This is a genomic window from Ciceribacter sichuanensis, assembly GCF_024055605.1.
Classification (GTDB): Bacteria; Pseudomonadota; Alphaproteobacteria; order Rhizobiales; family Rhizobiaceae; genus Allorhizobium; species Allorhizobium sichuanense.
The window spans coordinates 96,006-115,345 of the sequence record NZ_JAMXLX010000008.1 but is presented as its reverse complement, the minus strand read 5'-3'; the positions used below and the strand labels follow the sequence as shown (position 1 = coordinate 115,345).

Annotated in this window: 17 protein-coding genes; 4 read left to right on the top strand and 13 right to left on the bottom strand. The window is 62.5% G+C overall.

The features are described from left to right. Positions 1-10 precede the first annotated feature (10 nt). The 3 genes from xylF (at position 11) to NBH21_RS21050 (ending at position 3,284) form a co-directional block, all read left to right on the top strand. Positions 11-1,054 carry a D-xylose ABC transporter substrate-binding protein gene (gene xylF, locus NBH21_RS21060; RefSeq protein WP_250914913.1) on the top strand — a complete coding sequence of 348 codons (1,044 nt, stop codon included), beginning with the start codon at positions 11-13 and terminating at the stop codon, positions 1,052-1,054. A 130-nt stretch (positions 1,055-1,184) separates the two neighbouring features. Next, positions 1,185-2,486, top strand: a complete 1,302-nt coding sequence (locus NBH21_RS21055) for a sugar ABC transporter permease (protein WP_250914999.1) — start codon at positions 1,185-1,187, stop codon at positions 2,484-2,486. A gap of 15 nt (positions 2,487-2,501) precedes the next feature. After that, positions 2,502-3,284, top strand: coding sequence for an ATP-binding cassette domain-containing protein (locus NBH21_RS21050; RefSeq protein WP_250914914.1), 783 nt, complete (start codon positions 2,502-2,504; stop codon positions 3,282-3,284). Positions 3,285-3,357: 73 nt separating this feature from the next. Here the strand turns inward: NBH21_RS21050 and NBH21_RS21045 are convergent, their stop codons facing one another. Next, complete coding sequence (locus NBH21_RS21045) at positions 3,358-4,401, bottom strand: GlxA family transcriptional regulator (RefSeq protein ID WP_250914915.1); 1,044 nt, start codon at positions 4,399-4,401, stop codon at positions 3,358-3,360. A 407-nt stretch (positions 4,402-4,808) separates the two neighbouring features. Between NBH21_RS21045 and NBH21_RS21040 the strand changes: the two genes are divergently transcribed. Then, positions 4,809-5,657, top strand: a complete 849-nt coding sequence (locus NBH21_RS21040) for a sulfite exporter TauE/SafE family protein (protein WP_250914916.1) — start codon at positions 4,809-4,811, stop codon at positions 5,655-5,657. 15 nt (positions 5,658-5,672) lie between these two features. On the opposite strand, the gene NBH21_RS21035 is transcribed toward NBH21_RS21040, so the two are convergent. From NBH21_RS21035 to ubiT, 12 genes are all read right to left on the bottom strand, one after another. After that, the gene (locus tag NBH21_RS21035; RefSeq protein WP_250914917.1) at positions 5,673-6,473 is read right to left on the bottom strand and encodes an ABC transporter ATP-binding protein; all 801 of its coding nucleotides are present in this window, start codon (positions 6,471-6,473) and stop codon (positions 5,673-5,675) included. Continuing rightward, on the bottom strand, positions 6,470-7,267 hold the full coding sequence (locus tag NBH21_RS21030; protein WP_250914918.1) for an ABC transporter ATP-binding protein: 798 nt from the start codon (positions 7,265-7,267) through the stop codon (positions 6,470-6,472). Before NBH21_RS21030 ends, NBH21_RS21035 begins: the two co-directional genes overlap by 4 nt. Then, positions 7,264-8,097 carry an ABC transporter permease gene (locus NBH21_RS21025; RefSeq protein WP_250914919.1) on the bottom strand — a complete coding sequence of 278 codons (834 nt, stop codon included), beginning with the start codon at positions 8,095-8,097 and terminating at the stop codon, positions 7,264-7,266. The genes NBH21_RS21030 and NBH21_RS21025 overlap by 4 nt, the downstream gene beginning before the upstream one ends. Beyond that, complete coding sequence (locus NBH21_RS21020) at positions 8,094-9,083, bottom strand: ABC transporter permease (protein ID WP_250914920.1); 990 nt, start codon at positions 9,081-9,083, stop codon at positions 8,094-8,096. The genes NBH21_RS21025 and NBH21_RS21020 overlap by 4 nt, the downstream gene beginning before the upstream one ends. A gap of 56 nt (positions 9,084-9,139) precedes the next feature. Further along, the gene (locus tag NBH21_RS21015; RefSeq protein ID WP_250914921.1) at positions 9,140-10,750 is read right to left on the bottom strand and encodes an ABC transporter substrate-binding protein; all 1,611 of its coding nucleotides are present in this window, start codon (positions 10,748-10,750) and stop codon (positions 9,140-9,142) included. Positions 10,751-10,884: 134 nt separating this feature from the next. Beyond that, complete coding sequence (locus NBH21_RS21010) at positions 10,885-11,499, bottom strand: TetR/AcrR family transcriptional regulator (protein ID WP_250914922.1); 615 nt, start codon at positions 11,497-11,499, stop codon at positions 10,885-10,887. Between the two features lie 4 nt (positions 11,500-11,503). Continuing rightward, complete coding sequence (locus NBH21_RS21005) at positions 11,504-14,575, bottom strand: efflux RND transporter permease subunit (protein WP_250914923.1); 3,072 nt, start codon at positions 14,573-14,575, stop codon at positions 11,504-11,506. Beyond that, positions 14,572-15,654: an efflux RND transporter periplasmic adaptor subunit gene (locus NBH21_RS21000; protein WP_250914924.1), complete on the bottom strand. Its 1,083-nt coding sequence runs from the start codon at positions 15,652-15,654 to the stop codon at positions 14,572-14,574. The genes NBH21_RS21005 and NBH21_RS21000 overlap by 4 nt, the downstream gene beginning before the upstream one ends. Continuing rightward, the gene (locus NBH21_RS20995) at positions 15,651-16,802 is read right to left on the bottom strand and encodes an efflux RND transporter periplasmic adaptor subunit (protein ID WP_250914925.1); all 1,152 of its coding nucleotides are present in this window, start codon (positions 16,800-16,802) and stop codon (positions 15,651-15,653) included. Before NBH21_RS20995 ends, NBH21_RS21000 begins: the two co-directional genes overlap by 4 nt. Positions 16,803-16,924: 122 nt before the next feature. Then, positions 16,925-17,863: a ubiquinone anaerobic biosynthesis protein UbiV gene (gene ubiV / locus NBH21_RS20990; protein ID WP_250914926.1), complete on the bottom strand. Its 939-nt coding sequence runs from the start codon at positions 17,861-17,863 to the stop codon at positions 16,925-16,927. Positions 17,864-17,865: 2 nt separating this feature from the next. Further along, positions 17,866-18,843 (bottom strand): ubiquinone anaerobic biosynthesis protein UbiU, encoded by a 978-nt coding sequence (gene ubiU, locus NBH21_RS20985; RefSeq protein WP_250914927.1) that lies wholly within the window; start codon positions 18,841-18,843, stop codon positions 17,866-17,868. Then, on the bottom strand, positions 18,834-19,340 hold the full coding sequence (gene ubiT / locus NBH21_RS20980; RefSeq protein WP_250914928.1) for a ubiquinone anaerobic biosynthesis accessory factor UbiT: 507 nt from the start codon (positions 19,338-19,340) through the stop codon (positions 18,834-18,836). Before ubiT ends, ubiU begins: the two co-directional genes overlap by 10 nt.

Genomic DNA, 19,340 nt, shown 5'->3' with positions numbered 1-19,340 from the left:
GGAGGACATCATGAAATCTATTTTCAAGCTGATGGCGGGAACTGCCATCATCGTTTCCATGCATTCTGCCGTTGCCATGGCAGCGGACGTCGTCGTTGGCGTTTCCTGGTCGAATTTCCAGGAAGAGCGCTGGAAGACCGACGAGGCCGCGATCAAGAAGGCGCTTGAAGCTGCCGGAGCCAAGTACATTTCCGCCGACGCGCAGTCCTCGGCTGCAAAGCAGCTGACCGATGTCGAATCGCTGATTTCCCAGGGTGCCAACGCCCTGATCGTACTTGCGCAGGATTCCGATGCGATCGGTCCCGCCATCGAGAAGGCCACGGCTGAAGGTATCCCGGTCGTCGGTTATGACCGCCTGATCGAGAACCCGGAAGCCTTCTACATCACCTTCGACAACAAGGAAGTGGGCCGCTTGCAGGCGCGCGAAGTGTTCAAGGTCAAGCCGGAAGGCAACTACGTCTTCATCAAGGGCTCGTCTTCCGATCCGAATGCTGACTTCCTTTTTGCAGGCCAGCAGGAAGTGCTGAAGGAAGCAATGGACGCAGGAAAGATCAAGAATGTCGGCGAGGCCTATACCGACGGCTGGAAGCCCGAGATCGCCCAGAAGAACATGGAGCAGTTCCTGACGGCCAACGACAACAAGGTTGATGCGGTCGTCGCTTCGAACGACGGCACCGCAGGTGGCGCGATTGCGGCTCTGGAAGCCCAGGGGCTTGCCGGTTCCGTGCCGGTTTCGGGTCAGGACGCGGATAAGGCTGCCCTGAACCGCGTCGCGCTCGGCACCCAGACCGTTTCGGTGTGGAAGGACAGCCGCGAACTCGGCAAGAACGCTGCGGAAATCGCTCTGCTTCTCGCTGGCGGCAAGACCATGGACGACGTCCCCGGCGTGCAGAGCTTCAATGGCGGCCCGAAGGGTGTTGCGATGAAGTCGGTCTTCCTCGCCCCGCTTCCGATCACCAAGGACAACCTCAACGTCGTGATCGACGCTGGCTGGATCAGCAAGGCGGAAGCCTGCCAGGGCGTCAAGGCGGGTTCTGTCGCCGCCTGCAACTAAGCGGCGGGCGCAATGCCTCGAATGCCGCAGCGGGGTCGCTGCGGCATTTGTCGCGCGATAGGCGAAGGGACGAAAAACCTTGTCATCAGTGAATGAAGAGTGGAGGGGCGGCAACGCAATGGCCGGCACGATGCAGACCACAACATCGAAGAATGCAGGAACGTCCAGCGGCGGGGCAATCGCCTCGTTCTTCCGGGCGACGGAGATCGACACGCGCCTTCTCGGCATGGTCGGGGCCCTTCTCATCATATGGATCGGCTTCGAGATTCTGACCGGCGGATTGTTCCTGACGCCCCGCAACCTGTGGAACCTTTCGGTGCAGACCTCCTCGGTGGCTGTGATGGCGACCGGCATGGTTCTGGTCATCGTCACGCGCAACATCGACCTTTCCGTCGGTTCCATTCTCGGCTTTACCGGGATGATCATGGGTGTGCTGCAGGCCAAGCTGCTCCCGGGCATTCTCGGTTTCGACCATCCCGCCACATGGATCCTCGCTCTTGCCGGAGGCATCGTCGTCGGCGGGCTGATCGGCATGTTCCATGGCGCGATCATCGCTTTCCTCAACGTGCCGTCCTTCATCGTCACGCTCGGTGGCCTGCTGGTCTGGCGCGGCGCGACATGGTTCGTCACCAGCGGCCAGACCGTTGCCCCCATGGACGCCAATTTCCGTTTGATGGGCGGCGGCACCGATGGCTCCATCGGATGGACCGCAAGCTGGATCGTCGGCGTCATCGCCTGTATCGGCATCGTTGCCGGGATCATTCATTCGCGCCGTCAGCGCAAGCGTTTCGGCTTTCCGCAGCGGCCGCTCTGGGCAGAGTATTTCCTCTCCGCACTCGGTTGCTTCATCGTTCTCGGCTCCGTGCAGGTGGCAAACAGCTATTACTGGCCGACGAACATCGCCCGGCGCTATGCCGATGCCAACGGCATTGCATGGCCAGATGGCGGGCTGCTGATTTCCCACGGCGTCGCCATTCCTGTGCTGATCGCGCTCGGCGTCGGCCTTGTCATGACCTTTGTCGCCACGCGGCTGCGGTTCGGGCGCTATGTCTTTGCAATCGGCGGCAACCCGGAAGCGGCGGAACTCGCCGGCATCAAGACCCGCTGGGTCACGGTCCGCATCTTCGCGATCATGGGCATTCTCTGCGCCATCGCAGCCGCAATCTCTACCGCCCGCCTCAATGCGGCGACCAACGCCCAGGGCGAACTCGACGAGCTCTATACGATTGCCGCAGCCGTCATCGGCGGCACGTCCCTTGCCGGTGGCACCGGCACCGTTGCCGGGGCCATCCTGGGCGCGCTGGTCATGCAGTCGCTGCAGTCCGGCATGGTGCTTCTCGGCATCGATACACCCTTCCAGCGCATCGTCGTCGGCGTCGTCCTCGTTGTCGCCGTCTGGCTCGATACCGTCTATCGCGCTCGCGCCAAGTAATCAGGAGTTTCCATCATGACGGAGCAACGCACTCCCCTCGTGGAAATGAAGGACATTTCCATCTCCTTCGGCGGTATTCACGCCGTCGACAGGGCATCCGTCGATCTCTTTCCCGGCGAAGTCGTGGCCCTTCTCGGCCATAACGGTGCGGGCAAATCGACGCTGATCAAGATCCTCTCCGGCGCCTATCGGCGCGATAGCGGCGATATCCTGATCAACGGCACGTCGGCCGATATCCGCAATCCGCGCGACGCCAAGGCTTATGGCATCGAGACGATCTACCAGACGCTCGCGGTGGCCGATAACGTCGATGCCGCCGCCAATCTCTATCTTGGCCGCGAACTGAAGACGCCGTGGGGCACGCTCGACGACGTCGCCATGGAAGCCAAGGCGCGCGAGGTGATGGGCCGTCTCAACCCGAACTTCAAGCGCTTCAAGGAACCGGTAAAGGCTCTTTCCGGCGGTCAGCGGCAATCTGTGGCGATCGCCCGAGCAATCCTGTTCGACGCCCGTATCCTGATCATGGACGAACCGACTGCGGCGCTCGGGCCCCAGGAGACGGCGCAGGTCGGCGATCTCATCCGGCAGCTGAAGTCGGAAGGTATCGGCATCTTCCTCATCAGCCACGATATCCACGACGTCTTCGATCTGGCGGACAGGGTGTTCGTCATGAAGAACGGTCAGGTGGTCGGGCATGCGCGCACCGAGGATGTCACCAAGGACGAAGTGCTCGGGATGATCATCATGGGTAAGTGCCCGCCTGGCGCGATCCCCGGTCCGGGCGCCATGCGCGGCTGACGAATTGCTTTCGGCACTCGTGCCGGAAGCTTCCTCCCGGACAAGATATGGCGTCCTTTGCGCGTGTCAGGTCTTATTGCGTCTGTTCGATGCCGGCGAAGAGGTCGTCGTCGAGGTGCACGAAGCCATTGTCCTTCTGCCGGGATCTCAGCACATTCGGCGTGCAGCCGAAGGTCTGGCGGAAACGTCGGCCGAAATGGCTGGAATTTGCAAATCCCACTTCAAGCGCGATGTCGATCAGCGGCTTCGAGGTCTGCAGCACGAGGCTTCGGGCGCGCCGCATCCGCAGTCTCGCATAGACCGCGCCGGGCGACATCTTGAGCCTGCGGTGGAAGAGCCGTTCCATCTGCCGGCGTGAAAGGTTCATCGATTTCGCGACATCGTCCATCGAAACCGGCTTGTCGAGGTTGTTCTCCATGAAGATCAGCGCAAGCCGCATCTTGGAGTCCTTGTGCTCGGTCGAAAGCGGGTTGCGCGGCTGGATCTCGCGGCCTTCGCGCCGACGCTCGATCTGCAGGATCTGAAGGGCGTTCTTTTCGGCCGTATTGCCGATGTGCCGGCGCACGAGGCTCGCCGCGAGGTCGGCCACCGCGCTTCCGCCAGCGCAGGTGATGATATCGCGATCCTCGACGTAAAGCTGGTTGCTGACAAGCCGGTGGTCGGGAAACCGGTCGAGATAATCGTGATGATGCAGCCAGCTTACGCAGGCGGTGCGGTTCTTCATCAGGCCCGCCTGCGCCAGAATGAAGCTGCCGGTGCAGACCCCGATGACTTTCACCTTTTCATTGATGGCGCGCTTCAGATAGCGCTCCATCTCCCCGTCGATCGGGTTCTCGACATTCAGCAAGCCGCCGACGACGGCCAGATAGTCGAATTCCCTGGGCGCCGGCAATCCGGTTCCCGGCGCGATCTGCACGCCGCAGCTTGAGCGGATGAAATGGCCATGGGCGCTGAGGATCTGCCAGTCGCAATTCTTGCGTGTCGAGCGATCCTCGTCGTCGCTGGCAAGCCGCAACGTATCGACGAACAGCGCAAAGGCGCTGAGCGTGAAGCTCTTGCTCAGGATGAAGCCGACCTTGAGGGGCTGGCGCGGCTTGATGGGCTCGGAACTGGTCATGATGCGATCAGCAAGGCTTTCCCGAACGGACAAAAGGGATATCGACGACCGGCGATTTTACCGCCTTCAATCAAAAGCGCCATCCGTGTTTTTTTGAAGCATCGACATGCGGAATTTCGTTGAGGTCGACGAGGGGGCGGCGGGCAATGTTTCCGGTGTGAAGGATGATTGAGCGAAGGGCAATCAGCGCTCCAGGATCGCGGCACAATCGTTTTCTGTGCATTGTCTCGAACCACACCTTAATCTGGACCAACCGAACCGTTCCTGCCGGAAGTTACCTTGTTATACTCCCTTCGGGCGTTATGGTCCGGTCCGTTTACGGCAGGCTTTTGCGGAGACAGATCGGTCGCCGCATGTTTGGTCGGCCGATAGCCCAGGTTCTACGCACGACGGACGAGACGCATTCCATGATATTCGGCATGCCCTATGGCGACCTTCTTCTTCTGATCCTCGCCCTGCTTGCGGCCGGCGCGCTTACCGGAGTGCTTGCCGGCCTGTTCGGCGTCGGCGGCGGCACTGTCATCGTGCCGATCCTCTACGAACTCTTCCGCATTCTGGAAGTGCCGGAGGCAGTGCGGATGCAGCTCTGTATCGGCACCTCGCTTGCGGTGATCATTCCGACTTCTTTCCGTTCTTTCCTGACCCACAAGCGCAAGGGCGCAGTCGATCTTTCGGTGCTGCGCATCTGGGCGGTGCCGATCGTCGCCGGCGTACTCGGCGGCAGCGTGATTGCCCGCTATGCTTCACCGGAAATCTTCAAGGTCGTCTTCGTGGTGGTGGCCGGCTTTTCGGCGATACGCCTGTTGTTCGGCCGTGACAGCTGGCGTCTTGGCGACGACCTGCCGGGCAGCCTGCCGATGAGGATTTACGGCGTGGTGATCGGCGTGCTGTCGTCCCTGATGGGTATCGGCGGCGGACAGCTTTCCACCATGGTCCTGACCTTTTACCGCCGGCCGATCCATCAGGCGGTCGCCACGTCCGCCGGCGTTGGCATGCTGGTGTCGGTGCCGGGTGCGCTCGGCTACATGTATGCCGGCTGGGGTCGCGCCGCCGATTACCCCGATGTCATGGCGCTGCAGTTTCCGCTCTCGATCGGGTTCGTCTCACTGATCGGGGCTGCGCTCTTCATCCCGACCAGCGTGATGTGTGCTTCATTCGGCGCGACGCTCGCGCATGCGCTTTCCCGCCGCAAGCTGGAGATCGCCTTCGGCCTGTTCCTGCTGGCAGTCAGTGTCCGCTTCCTGCTGACGCTTTGACAGGCTTGCCCTCCCTCACGGATGGCTGGCGTCCGGGTCCGTTGGCGTTCCGGTGACCAGCCGGGGCACGGCGGCGATGAGCGCCTTTGCCGCCGCCGATTGCGGATTGCCGATCACAGCGTCGGCCGGTCCCGTCTCCACGATTCGGCCCTCATGCATGATCGCGATCCGGTGCGAGACGGCTCTCAGAACGGCAAGGTCATGGGAAATAAAGAGATAGGCGATGCCGCGTTCCTGCTGCAACTCGACGAGAAGTTCGAGAATGCGGCGTCTCACCGAGGCATCCAGTGCGGATACCGCCTCATCAAGGACGATCAGCGACGGACGCGTGGCGATGGCGCGGGCGATTGCCACGCGTTGGCGCTGGCCGCCCGATAGCTCGCGGATCGAACGCCCGGCATAGGACGCTGGCAAGCCGACGCGTTCGAGCAGGCCGGCGATTTCGCGTGACCGTTTTGCCCGCTCGACGATGTCGTGAATGCGCAGCGGATCCTCGAGCACGGAGCCGACCGTTGCGCGCGGGTTGAACGCGCCGAGCACATCCTGAAACACCATCTGCATTCCGCGGCGCTGTTGCCTGAGCCGCGAACCGGAAAGCGCCAGCCAGCCCTCACCGGAGAAATGCACCTGTCCGGCGTCGGCGGCAAGCAGCCGCAGCAGCACGCGGGCGAGCGTCGATTTCCCGCTGCCCGAGGCGCCGGCAAGGCCGAGCGTCTGTCCCTCGGCGAGTGTGAACGACACGCCATCGAGGGCCGTGATGCGGCGGCCATGGCGCATATAGCTTTTGGTCAATCCATCGACGGTCAGAAGGGTCATCGGGGAGTGTCCCTTCCGACCAGCGGCGGCGAGGACAAATCGAGATGGTTCGCGATCAGGCTTCTGGCATAGGCGGTTTGCGGGGCCGCGAGCACGGTTCGGATCGGGCCTTGCTCGACCAGATGGCCACCCTCGAAGATGGCAACGCGATCGGCAAACCCCGAGGCAAGCGCCAGATCATGGGTGATGAAAAGCAGTGTCATGCCGTTTTCGCGGACGAGTTCATCGAGCAGAGAAACGATTTCGGCCTGCACCACCATGTCGAGCGCGCTCGTCGCCTCGTCTGCGATCAGGAAGGAGGGGCGGGCGGAGATGGCCGTGGCAATTGCGATGCGCTGGCGCTGGCCGCCGGAAAACTGGTGCGGATAGGCCTTCAGCGCCTTTTCCGGATGGGGAATGCGAACGCGGTGCAGTAGATCCAGCGCAAGTTCATACGCTTCCTTCCAGCCGATGCCGAGATGCCGGCGGGCGCCTTCGGCAATCTGCTCGCCGATGGGCAGGACAGGATTGAGACTCGCTGTTGGATCCTGAAAGACAAAGCCGATGTCCCGACCGGGTCTCGGTAGTTCGCTCCGGGAGGGCCAGTCGATTTTGCCCCGGACGCTTGTCCCTTCCGGCAGCAGGCCGGCAATGGCGCGGGCGAGCGTGCTTTTTCCCGAGCCGCTTTCGCCGATGATGGCGAGCCGCTCGCCTTCGATCAAATCGAGGCTTACATCGCGAAGTGCTGCCGGCTGTGTGGCGTCCTTTCCGTAGGTTATCGAGAGCTGCCGGATGGTGCAGAGAACGTTGCTCATGGCGTGTCATCCTTCCCGTCCTTCAGCGCCCTGTCCAGGCCTTCGCCGACGAGATAGACCGCGATCACCGTGACAACGAGAGCGAGCCCCGGAACGATCGAGAGCCAGGGCGATGAACGCAAAACGTTGCGCCCCTCCGCAATCATCGAGCCCCAGGTGACCATGTTCGGGTCGCCAAGTCCGAGGAAAGAAAGTGCCGCTTCGGTCAGAATCGCCGCGGCGACGATGACGGCGGAGAGCGCGAGCACCGGCGGCAGGACATTCGGCAGGATTTCCTTCAATGCGATTTCGACCGGATGCATGCCGATGACGCGGGCGGAGGCGACATAGTCCTGCTCTCGCGCCGACAGGACCTGCGCACGGGTCAGGCGTGCCGGGTCCGACCATGCGCCGAGTGCGATGGCCAGCACCACCACCGGCATCGATCCTCCCATGACGCTGACGAAGGCGAGCGCCAGCAGGAAACCGGGAACGATCTGGAAGGCGTCGACGACGCGCATCAGCGCTTCATCGACAAGGCCGCCGGCAAAGCCCGCAGTCAGGCCGACGCTCAGTCCCAGCGCAAGGGCTGCGATGGCGGCCGCCAGTCCGACGGCAAGCGAGGTGCGCGCACCATGCAGCAGGCCTGCAAACACGTCACGGCCCAGCCGGTCGGTGCCGAGGGGAAGAGCGGGATCGGTGAAAGGGGCGACAAGGGCGCGGCCGGCTATGCGCAGCGGATCACCGGGCGAGAAAACCGGCGCCAGCAGGGCGATCAAGGCAAGCAGGAGCAGCAGGGCAAGACCGATCGCACCTTCGGGCGTGGCCAGCAGCTTTTTCGCGAGCCTCAAGGTGTGGCCTCCGAAACGCCCACTCGGGGATCGAGCCAGGAATATAGCATGTCGATCACGAGGTTGATGAGGATCACGAGAATGGCGGAGGTGAGGATGATGCCCATCAGAAGGGGGGCGTCGCGACCGCTGACGGCTTCCTGCGCCAGCCTTCCGAAACCCGGTATGGCGAATATACTCTCGATCACGACACTGCCGCCGAGCATGGCGGCGGACCGCAGGCCCAGCATGGTGACGAGCGGCAACAGCGCGTTTCTTGCAACGTGGCGCAACACGATCCGTGTCCGTGAAAGACCACGAGCGCGGGCGAAGAGAACGAACTCGAGCGTCCAGACCTCGGCCATGCCGGCGCGCATCACGCGAAGGAAGAGAGCAAGATAGATCAGCGCGAGGGTTGCGACGGGGAGAGCGAGGTGTGCCGCAATGTCGGCCGCGCGCGCGAGGCCGGTACGGCCCGAGGCAATGGTCTCGATGCCGGATACCGGCAGCCAGCGAAGCTGGACGGAAAACAGGATGCTGAGCATCAGGCTGAGCCAGAAGCCCGGTATGGCATAGAGGATGAGCGATGTGGTGGAAAGCAGCCTGTCACGCAGGCTGCTGGGTCTGGCGCCAGCGAGAATACCGAGCGCTGTGCCGAGACCGAAGGCAAGTGCTGTGGCGCTGCCCATCAGGAGCAGGGTGTTTGGAAGGCGTTCAAGGAGAAGGCCGAGTACGGGTCGGTCGAAGGCGACCGACCAGCCGAGGTCGAGCCGGGCAAGCGAGGACAGGTAGAGCCAGAGCCTTGCCATCATCGACTGATCGAGGCCGTAGCTCTGCCTCAAGGACTGGACGAGAGAGGGATCACCGCCGCCGATCGAGACGAGATAGGCGTCAACCGCATCGCCGGAGGCGGATTCCAGCAGGAGAAAGGTCAGGAACACGATAATCAGCAGCACCGGAATGCTGCTGATTGCACGTCTTCTGATCAATCGGATTGCGCGCGTCACGCCCGGGCTGGCCTTGGTTGGTCAATGAGAAGGGGCCAAGCTAGCACGCTGCACCATCAGGATTGAAGCGCCGTGTCGGCCCAGTTGGAGACCGCCCAACGCGGATTGCTCGCGACGTTGAGAACCGTGTCGCGCGCCACGGTGATAAAACCCCATTCCGCAACGTTGATCAGCGGCAGGTCGGCTGCGACGCGTTGCTGGAATGTCCGGTAAAGCGCGGTGCGGGCATCGGCATCCACCGTTTCCGCAGCCTTGGCGATGATGCCGTCGAGTTCGGCACTGGCATAGCCGCCCTGATTGGAGAAGGGCACGCCTGCCGGAATGCCGGATTGAACGAGAATGGTCGTCGAGATTGCCGGGTCGCCGCGGAAGACCGGGGGCGCCACCGCCAGATCGAAGTCGTGATCGGTGTAGACGGCTTTCTGATGCGCGGCCGAGTCGGCGTTGACGAGTTCGGCGTCGATGCCGACGACTGCAAGCGCCTGACGGAGATAGTCGCCGAACTGCCGTGTCTCGTTGAAGTAGGGGGCGGGCCGAAGCTTCAGCGAGAAACGCGTGCCGTTTTCGCTGCGCGGGTATCCCGCCTCGTCCAGCAGGGCATTGGCCTTGGCGACATCGAAATCATAGGTCTGGACGTCCGGATCGTAGAATTCCGGTGCGTTCTTCGGAACAGGCCCGGTGGAAGCTGTGGCATAGCCGAGGAAGATGGTGTCGACGACGAACTTGCGGTCGATGGCATGGGCGATTGCCTGCCGCACCTTGAGGTCGGCAAGCTCCTTGCGGCGGTGGTTGATCTCGACCACGAGCTGATAGGTGAGCGCTTCATAGCCCTTGGTGATGACCTTGATGCCCGGAACCTTGGAGATGCGGTCGAGGTCTGCCAGCGGCACGGCGGAAAAGGCGGCGAGCTGGATTTCTTCCGCTTCCAGAGCCGAGGCGGCCGCTGCGCGGTCCGGGAGCACGCGATAGATTACCTCATCGAGCTTCGGCTCGTCCTTCTCCCAGTAATCGGGATTGCGTTCCAGCCGGTAATATTCGCCCGGCTTGTGCTCGGCAAATCGGAAGGGGCCAGTGCCGACGGGGCTGGTGTTCGCCGGGTTCGCGGCGATATCGGTTCCCTCGTAGAGATGCTTTGGCACGACGCTGCTGACGACGGGCAGGGCGTTGCGGATCAGCTGCAACGGCGTAGGCTTAGAGAAGCGGCAGATTGCGGTCAGCTCATCGGGCGTCTCGACCGTGTCGAGATTGGCGAAGACGATGCGCCCGAGGTTTTGCAGCGGCTTCCATATGTTCAGGGCGGAGAAGGCAACATCGGCGGAAGTGAAGGGCTTGCCGTCATGCCATTTCACGCCCTCGCGCAATTTGAAGGTGATGCTGCGGCCATCTTCCGCGCCTTCCCAGGAGAGCGCGAGCCGTGGCGAAAGGCCGTCTTTACCTTCGAAGGAGGCTTCTGCCAGAGGTTCGACGACCTTGCTGGAGATGAAGAAGACGCCGTTCGATGCCACGATTGCCGGGTTGAGGTTCTTCGGCTCGGAGTCTGCCGCAACGATCAGACGCCCGCCGCCTTCAGCGCTCTGGGCAAAGGAAAACGATGGCAGAGCGGTGGAAGCGAGCAGCCAGCCGGCGCCCTTCAGCAGGGAACGGCGGGAAACGACAGAATGGGTCATTGATCTTTTCCAGGTGGGATTGCGGTGCCGTCATATTCGGCCGTAAAGCGGGCCGCCGGAAGTCATGAAAATCCTGTCCATCCAGCGGTCGTGGCAAATCATTGTAAGGACTGCGCCGGGAAAGAAAAGGTCGTTCACCTGAGGAGGATGCTGGAAAGTGTCCGGTGCAGTTCGGCGCGGTAGCTGTCATCCTTCCGGGCCGTCTCTGTGAAGCGCGCAAGGTAGGGGCGGGTGGCGGCAGTCATCGCCATGGCGCTGGCAAAGGCATAGAACAGAAAGTCCGGATCGCCGGCTGGAGCCTTGCCGCGTGCCTGTGCGACCCGGATGCGGGCGACGAACAGGCCTCGCATCATGGCGCCGATTTTTTCGAAGGCATATTCGAAGCGTTCATCCCGGTCGGCGAATTCGTTGAGCATGAACATTGCGAGTTCCGGGCGATCGCAAAGATGGTTGCAGAGCACTGCTATGGCCTGAGGCAGGGCATCTTCGACATCCGGTTCCGGAAGATTTCGCAGGCGATCAACGAGTTCTTCAGCGACGCCGTCGATCGTCGCTTTCCACAGTCCGAGCTTGGAGCCATAGAGGCGGCCGACATAGGCGACGTCGACATCGGCTCTCTCCGCGATCAAGCGCAAGCTCGTGCCTTCATATCCGAATTCGGCGAAGGTGAAGGTCGCCTTCTCGACGATCGTTCCGGCTTTCAGCTCCTGTCCCAGCGGCGGGCGGCCACGGCGACGCGTTTCCTTCATACTGTTACTCGGCCTCAGCGACCACCGGTGTTGCCGGTGTGTCGGGTTTCAGCCGGAACCAGGCCACATAGAGCGCGGGCAGGAAAACAAGTGTCAGCAACGTGCCGACGATGATGCCGCCCATCATTGCGTACGCCATCGGCCCCCAGAACACTTCGCGGGCAATCGGGATCAGGCCGAGACTTGCGGCGGCGGCGGTCAGCAGGATCGGTCGCGTTCGATGCTGGGTCGCTTCAACCACCGCCTCCCATGGCGCCTTGCCCTCCGCTCGCAATTCCTCGATCTGCACCACCAGGATGACCGAGTTGCGGATCAGGATGCCGATTAGCGCGAGTACACCGAGGATTGCCACGAAGCCCATCGGAGCGCCGCTGGGCAAAAGGGCCGCGACGACGCCGATCAGGGCGAGCGGCGCGACGGAGAACACCAGGAAGAGCCGCGAAAAGCTCTGCAGCTGGACCATCAGGATGGTCGCCATGGTCAGCAGCATGTATGGCACGACGGCGGCAATCGGCTGCTGGCTTTCCGCGCTGGATTCCACCGTGCCGCCGATCTCGAGCGTGAAGCCCGGCGGTAGCGTTTTGCGGAATTCATCGACGTCGCCCGTCAATTGTTCGACCACGGTCGCCGGCTGGGTCGCGTCGAGAACGCCGGCCTTTACCGAGATCGTCGGTATGCGGTCGCGCCGCCAGATGACCGGCTGTTCGGTCTCGTAGCGGAAGTTGGCGACTGCGGCGAGAGGCACCGAGTTTCCGTTCGAGCCGGTAAGCTGCAGGTCTTCAAGCGTGTCGATCGAGCTGCGCTCCTGCGGATTGGCGCGGGCCACCACGTTCACGAGATAGACGTCATCATTGATCTGGGTGACGGTCGTGCCGCCGACGACGCTGTTGAGGACTGTCGCGATGTCCTTGGACGAGACGCCGAGCAGGCGGGCCTTGTCCTGAAGCACATCGACGCGTAGCACGCGAGCCGGTTCCATCCAGTCGTAGACCACGTCGCCGACATGCGGGTTGCGCGCCATGATGCCGGCCAGTTCCTGCGCCTTCAGCTTCAGGGTCTCGATGTCCTCGCTGGAAATGCGGTACTGGACGGGTCGGCCGACGGGCGGGCCGATGTCGAGCAGCTTCACATAAGCGTCTGTCGCCGGGAAGGTCTTCTTGAGATAGTCCTGAAACTGGCGCTTGAGCCTGTCGCGGGCTTCCAGATCCTTGGTGATGATGATCGTCTGGCCGAAGGCCGGATCCGGGGGCTGCACGTCGAAAGCCAGAACGAAGCGGACCGATCCCTGGCCGACATAACTCGAATAGCGGATCACGTCGGGATTGCCGGCAAGCTGTTCCTTCTCGAAGCGTTCGATCTCGGCGTTGGTTTCGGCAATCGAGACGTTCTGCGGCAGCGACCAGTCGACGATGAGTTCCACGCGGTCGGAGGACGGAAAGAACTGCTGCTGGACGAATTGCATGCCATAGATCGACAGCCCGAAGACGGCGATGGTGGTGGCGATCGTCGCATAGCGCCAGCGCATGGTCAGATGCAGGAAGTTTTCGAATATGCGGCCGGCGCGGCTCTTCTTGTGTTCGTGCTTCTTCAGCTTTTCCGACAGGATGGTTGCGCCGAGCAGCGGCGTGAAAAGAACGGCCACGATCCATGAGGTGAGAAGCGAGACGGCGAGCACCACGAAGAGGGTGAAGGTGAATTCGCCGGCCGCACTGCTGTTCAACCCGATCGGGATGAAGCCAGCGACGGTGACGAGGGTGCCGGTCAGCATCGGAAAGGCGGTCGATGTGTAGACATAGGTTGCCGCCTTCTTCATGGGATCGCCAAGTTCGAGGCGCGCCACCATCATCTCAACGGCGATCATCGCGTCATCCACCAAGAGGCCAAGGGCGATGATGAGCGCGCCGAGCGAAATGCGTTGCAGCGAGATTTCGAGCAGCGACATGACGAGGAAAGTGATCGCCAGCGTCAGCGGGATCGAGAGCGCCACCACGAAACCGGCGCGCAGGCCGAGCGATACGAAGCTGACCACCAGAACGATCACGACCGCTTCGAACAGGGCCTGGGTGAAGCCGGAAACCGCTTCCTCCACCACCTGGGGCTGGTCGGAGACGAGATGCACGCCGACGCCGACAGGAAGCTTCGACTCGATGTCGTGCATCTCCGCCTTCAGCGCCTTGCCGAATTCGAGAAGGTTGGCGCCCTGTTTCATACCGATCGCAAGCCCGATGGCCGGCTGGCCGTTGAAGCGGAAGAGATCGCTCGGCGGATCGGTATAGCCGCGGCGGATGGTGGCGATGTCGCTCAGGCGGAAGAAGCGGTCGTTGACGCGGAGATTGACCTCCCTCAGGCTTTCCTCGCTGGAAAACTGGCCGCCGACGCGAACGCTGATGCGTTCGGGGCCGGACTGGATGACGCCGGAGGGCGCCGTCGCATTCTGGGCCTGCAGGGTTGAGAGCACGGCCGTCTGGTCGAGGCCGAGAGAGGCGAGCTGGCGGGTGGAGAATTCGAGGAAGATCACTTCATCGCGTGCACCGACGAGATCGACCTTGCCGATATTGTCGACCGCGAGGATTCGGGTTCTGGCTTCCTCGACATAATCGCGCAGTTGCCGCTCGCTCAGCCCGTCGGCGGTGAAGGCGTAGATGTTGCCGAAGACGTCGCCGAAATCGTCGTTGAACTGCGGTCCGACGACACCGGAGGGGAATTCCCCCTTGATGTCGGCCATCATGTTGCGGATCTTCTGCCAGATCTGCGCCACGTTGCGGGCCTTGGTGGTCGGCTTCAACTCGACGAAGATCAGGGTGGAGCCAGGACGGGTGATCGACTTGGTGTAGTCGAGGCTGTCGAGTTCCTCGAGCTTGCGTTCGATGCGTTCCGTCACCTGCTTCGTGGTGTCGGAAACAGAAGCGCCCGGCCATTGGGCCGAGATCGTCATGGTCTTGATGGTGAAGGAGGGGTCTTCCTCGCGACCGATTTCCACGAAGGAAAGCGCGCCGGCCAACATGAAAATGATCATCAGGTACCAGACAAGCGATCGATGCCTGAGGGCCCAATCCGAAAGGTTGAAGGACTTCATGGCTTGTTTCCTTCCGGAAGAATGACTTTCTGACGGTCCTCGAGCGTGTGTACGCCGGCAATCGCCACGCGGGCGCCCGGCTGGAGGCCGGTGGCAACAGTGAAGATCCCGTCCTCACGATGGGCAACCCCGATCTCCTGCTTGACCGCGATGCTGTCCTTTTCGTCGATCAGCCAGACATAGGCCTTGCCGTCCTGTTCGAGCAGGGCGGAGGCCGGAAGCGTCAGCGCCGGGGTGCCGTTACGCTCCAGCGTGGCACGAACCGTCGTGCCGAGACGGAAGGATGGCGGCGGGTCGATGAGCGCGATGCGAACGCGCAGTGTGCGCGTGATCGCATCCGCCTCGGGAGCGACTTCGCGCACGCTGCCCGCAACGACGGCGCTCGGGTCCATCTGCAATGCGATCCGGAACTTCGTTCCGATGGCGATGGGGCCGCTGTCGACGGGAATATCGACGACCGCGTCCCTGAGATCAGGCCGCGCGATCGTCACCACGGCATCGCCGGGTTCGACAATCTGTCCGACTTCGGCAGCGGTGGCCGTCACGACGGCATCGAAGGTCGCTTCGACCTGGGCATAGGAAAGCTGTTCCTCCGCCTTTGCCAGTGCCGCCTGGGCACGGCTTACCGTGGCTTCCGCTGCAATCGCGGCCTGATCGGCGCTTTCGACCGTGGACTGGCTGGACGCCTGTGTCGTCAGAAGCGCACGCTGGCGCTCGGCAGCGGCCTGGGCGTTGGTGAGCTGGGCAAGCGCGCTTCCGACCTCGGCGGAAGCCGAGCGAACGGCAAGCTCCAGCGCCGTCGGATCGATTGCAGCAAGGCGTTCGCCGCGAGCAACCGTGTCGCCGACATCGACATCGCGGGAAATGAGGCGGCCGATGATGCGGAAACCGATGTCCGTCTTGATCTGCGGTTCGACCGTTCCCGCATATTCTTCGCTGCGCGCAGGTTTCAGTTCTGTAACGGCCGTCAGTACCGGCCTCGGCTGTGTAGTCTTGTCGGCGTCCTCGCTGCTGTCGCAGGCTGAAAGCGCGAGCGTTGCGAGCATCAGGCAGCCCGCTCTTCGGATGAAGCCGTTCATTGGGTTACCTCCGGAAGAACGGTGACGGTCTGCCCGTTGCGCAGGAGCTTGGTGCCCTCGCTGACCACGATCGTGCCGGGTTCCAGTCCGTCGGACACGAGTATCCGGCCCTTTTCATAAAGGAAGATATGGATCCTGCGCCGCTCGACGGTATTGGTCTTCGGATCGAGCACCCAGACGGCGGGCTCCCCGGCCTCTGTCGCAAGTGCCGTCCACGGAAGCGTGATGATCTCGACCTGCTGCAGCGTACCCGTGCCGGTAACGGCGGAGCCGAGGGTCATCGCTTCGGGCGTGTCTGCAAGGCCGACCTTCACCCGCACGGTGCCGGTCGATGGATCGACGGTCGGCGAGATCTCGCGGATCTTGCCGATGGCCGTTACCTTGGGATCGTTGACCAGCGCAATATTCATCTCGTCGGAGACACGCGCGCCGGCGTTGATGAAGGGCGTTTCATAGAAGCGGAAGATCGCGTCCCGCTGGCCGTTATGGGCAAGACGGAAAACCGTCTGCGCCGCTTGCGTCAATTGCCCGATTTCCGCCTTGCGCTCGACGATGACGCCATCGGCCTCGGCCTTCAGGAGCGTGTAACCGAGCGCTTCCCTGGCGTTGGCTAGAGCGGCGCGAGCACCCTCGGCGGAGTTGACCGCGCTGTTATAGGCAGCGTTAGCCGCATCGAAGTCGCTGCGGGTGGTGAAACCCTTGGTCAGCAGTTCCTGCTGGCGGCGCAGCGTTGCCTGACGCTGGTCGACCAGCGATTCCGCAGAACGGACCGTTGCTTCCGCCGAAGCAAGGTCGGCCTGCTGTTCCTCGGCATCGAGCCGCGCCAGCACGTCACCGGCTTTCACCTGGCTTCCGACATCGGCATTACGCTCGATGATGCGGCCGGAAACCCGGAAGGAAAGGTCGCTCACCGTGCGCGCGCTGATTTCACCCGTCAGCGTGATGGTGCGCGCATAGGGGGCCTTTTCCGCAACGATCGTGCGTACGAAGGTTTCCGCGCGGGGTGTCTCGCCCTTTTCGTCGCCGCAGCCGGAGAGCGCCAGCGGTATCGCCAGCGCCACGAGCGCCGGCCAATGCCGCCAGCCGATCGATGTCTGCTGTCTGGACCACGGATGCGCTGGCGCGCGCCGACGAGGGAAAGGTAGCATCCGTTTCCTGCTCCGGTTGACGGTATTGGAATGCAGCCCCTTTTTGTGGGGCCGCGCAAGTTGAATTTAATCAATGAGTGTTGATTAAATTCTTCCAATCGGAAAGCAAGCGGAATTTCGGATCAGGCCCCTGCGGCGCTGTGGGCCGTATCCCTTGCGCGGGCAACCCATGCCGCACCTTCGTGGGCATGATGGAAGCCGTTGGAGAGTGGGGCCGATGGATAAATCGCGCGCAGTCTCTCGATCGCTTCGGCAGGCTCCATGTTGCCGTCGAGAACCGACCGGTAAAGACTTGCGACGGCTACCATGTCGCAATCCTGTGGCGAGAGGCGGAAGCCGGAAATCCCGACAGCCGTCAAGTCGGCCAGCTCGCCGAGCAGCGCCTGACAGGTGTGGGAAACGGTCTGGACGCCGTTGAGCACCAGAAAGGATTGGCGGTCGAGGGTTTTCACCGGCAGACCGTCGGGATCATCACCGCAGACGAACTGGCAGTTATCCTTGATATGGCCCTTTGCGCGGGCATGGGCGCAACGCGCCGAAATCGCAAGCGGCATGCGGCCGAAGGCAAAGACTTCCAGCGCGATATCGGGTGTTTGTTCCGCGATTGCTTTCACCGAGGAGAAAGGTAGTTCCGGCGGCAGACAGATGCTCGTTGCGCCGCGTCCGCCCAGAAGTCTCGCCGTCGCCGCGTTGTAGACGTTGACCAGCGGACCTATCGAATGGGGCTTGCCATTCAGCAGGCCGAGCGCGGAAAGATCATTCGCTTCAACCGGATGCTCGCTGTTGGCGATCATGTCGCGGACATGGCGGCTTTCGCGTTCCAGCGTCACCAGCGCGAGCGTCGAGAGTACGACGGTCTTTCCCGCGGCTTCCAGCCGTTCGATGACATCGGCGAGATGGGGTTCGATGAAGTGCTGGCGCTTGGAACAGACGGTTTCGCCGATTACGATGCGGTCGAAGGGTGCTTCGTCGGCGATGCGGAAGTGAAAATCGCGCCACTTCGGGCCGTCCCAGAGATAGTAGACGGGACCCATTGTCAGCGAGGGGGTCGGATGGGGCATGGTCATCTCCAGCGCTTTTCGTAGGCCCCCGACGTGGTCTTCTGACCTTCGCTCAGGGTGCTGAGGCGGGAAAGCAGCGCGGTCCGGCTTGCCGGTTCGGCGGCCAGCGCTTTTTTGAGGGTCGAGACGACTTCCGCGACATAGGCCTTGCCGCGCTGACGTCCCTCGATCTTGAGCGCGCTGACGCCGGCCGCCTTCAGGGCTTCGATCTCGCCCATGACATCCAGCGAGACAGGATCCTCGAATGCATAGGCATGGGTTTCGGCAATGTCGAAGCGTCCCTTGCAGAGGGTGGGATAGCCGGCTGCCTCTCCGCGCGGGAAACGGTTGATGGTGTATTCGCCGAGTTCGGAGACGAGATCGTCGCCTTCGTTGCGATAGTGAACATGGCTTGCGGGGGAACAGACACCGTTCATGTTCGGCGACTTTCCCGTCGCATAGGAGGACAGCGAACAGCGGCCCTCCGCCATGACGCAGAGGCCGCCGAAGACGAAGACCTCGATTTCGCAACGGATCTGTCTGGCGATGCGGGCGATGTCGCCGATCGTCAGCGTTCTGGGCAGGACCACCCGTTTGGCGTTGAAGGCGTCGATCAGGAAATTGATGGCATCGGCATTCGATGCGGAAGCCTGCACGGAGACATGTAGCCGTTGTTCCGGGTAACGCTCCGCGACATGGGCCATGAGGCCGAAATCGGCGAGGATCAGGGCATCGGCACCGAGTGCGACCGCATCGGCGGCGGCGCGGTACCAGATTTGCTCGTCGCCGGCGCGCATGAAGGTGTTGAGGGCGACAAAGGTCTGGGTGCCGCGTTTTCGGGCGTAAGCGATTGCTTCACGCAGTTCCTCGCGGCTGAAATTGAGGCCCGGGAAGTTGCGTGCGTTGGTTTCGTCGCGAAAGCCGCAATAGACGGCATCGGCGCCGGCATCGACGGCTTCGCGGAAGGCGGCGGGCGTGCCGGCGGGGCAGATCAGTTCCATGCGGTGTTCTCCCCGGTGAGCGCCCGGCGGCGGATTTCGCTGGCAACGCGGCTGAAGATCGGTCCGAAAGGCCCGGCCAGGGCGGAGAGATCGCGGGGCAGGTCTATGTTGCAGTCGTCGAGCGCATTGCGCATGGCGAGCATGGCTTCCATGTCGCCGGTAACGACGAGATCGCGGGAAAAGAACAGCGCATCGGCATCGCAGCGTCCTTCAAGCAAGGCGAGCAGCAGGAAGAGCGGACCTTCCACCGATGCATCGGCCTCAGTGACCGAGGACTTGCGCTGCACCTTGATGGCGGGTGCTCCCGGATCGACGATGAAGGCGAGCGGCAGGTCGGCGGGCAGAAAGGCGAAGCGCTTCGCCTTGTGCTCTCCCAGCCGCTCGAACAGCTTCGGATGCTCCTTCAGCATCCGTCTGAACAGCATCCCGGTCGCTCGATCGATCGCCGGAAGCGGCATGAGGTCGAGCGGCATTGCGAGCGTTGCAGGAAATTTCAT

Excerpts from the sequence above, each read along its gene's own strand:
- xylF (WP_250914913.1), top strand. The coding sequence starts at position 11 with ATGAAATCTATTTTCAAGCTGATGGCGGGAACTGCCATCATCGTTTCC.
- NBH21_RS21055 (WP_250914999.1), top strand. The coding sequence starts at position 1,185 with ATGCAGACCACAACATCGAAGAATGCAGGAACGTCCAGCGGCGGGGCA.
- NBH21_RS21050 (WP_250914914.1), top strand. The coding sequence starts at position 2,502 with ATGACGGAGCAACGCACTCCCCTCGTGGAAATGAAGGACATTTCCATC.
- NBH21_RS21045 (WP_250914915.1), bottom strand. The coding sequence starts at position 4,401 with ATGACCAGTTCCGAGCCCATCAAGCCGCGCCAGCCCCTCAAGGTCGGC.
- NBH21_RS21040 (WP_250914916.1), top strand. The coding sequence starts at position 4,809 with ATGATATTCGGCATGCCCTATGGCGACCTTCTTCTTCTGATCCTCGCC.
- NBH21_RS21035 (WP_250914917.1), bottom strand. The coding sequence starts at position 6,473 with ATGACCCTTCTGACCGTCGATGGATTGACCAAAAGCTATATGCGCCAT.
- NBH21_RS21030 (WP_250914918.1), bottom strand. The coding sequence starts at position 7,267 with ATGAGCAACGTTCTCTGCACCATCCGGCAGCTCTCGATAACCTACGGA.
- NBH21_RS21015 (WP_250914921.1), bottom strand. The coding sequence starts at position 10,750 with ATGACCCATTCTGTCGTTTCCCGCCGTTCCCTGCTGAAGGGCGCCGGC.
- NBH21_RS21010 (WP_250914922.1), bottom strand. The coding sequence starts at position 11,499 with ATGAAGGAAACGCGTCGCCGTGGCCGCCCGCCGCTGGGACAGGAGCTG.
- NBH21_RS21005 (WP_250914923.1), bottom strand. The coding sequence starts at position 14,575 with ATGAAGTCCTTCAACCTTTCGGATTGGGCCCTCAGGCATCGATCGCTT.
- NBH21_RS21000 (WP_250914924.1), bottom strand. The coding sequence starts at position 15,654 with ATGAACGGCTTCATCCGAAGAGCGGGCTGCCTGATGCTCGCAACGCTC.
- NBH21_RS20995 (WP_250914925.1), bottom strand. The coding sequence starts at position 16,802 with ATGCTACCTTTCCCTCGTCGGCGCGCGCCAGCGCATCCGTGGTCCAGA.
- ubiV (WP_250914926.1), bottom strand. The coding sequence starts at position 17,863 with ATGCCCCATCCGACCCCCTCGCTGACAATGGGTCCCGTCTACTATCTC.
- ubiU (WP_250914927.1), bottom strand. The coding sequence starts at position 18,843 with ATGGAACTGATCTGCCCCGCCGGCACGCCCGCCGCCTTCCGCGAAGCC.
- ubiT (WP_250914928.1), bottom strand. The coding sequence starts at position 19,340 with ATGAAATTTCCTGCAACGCTCGCAATGCCGCTCGACCTCATGCCGCTT.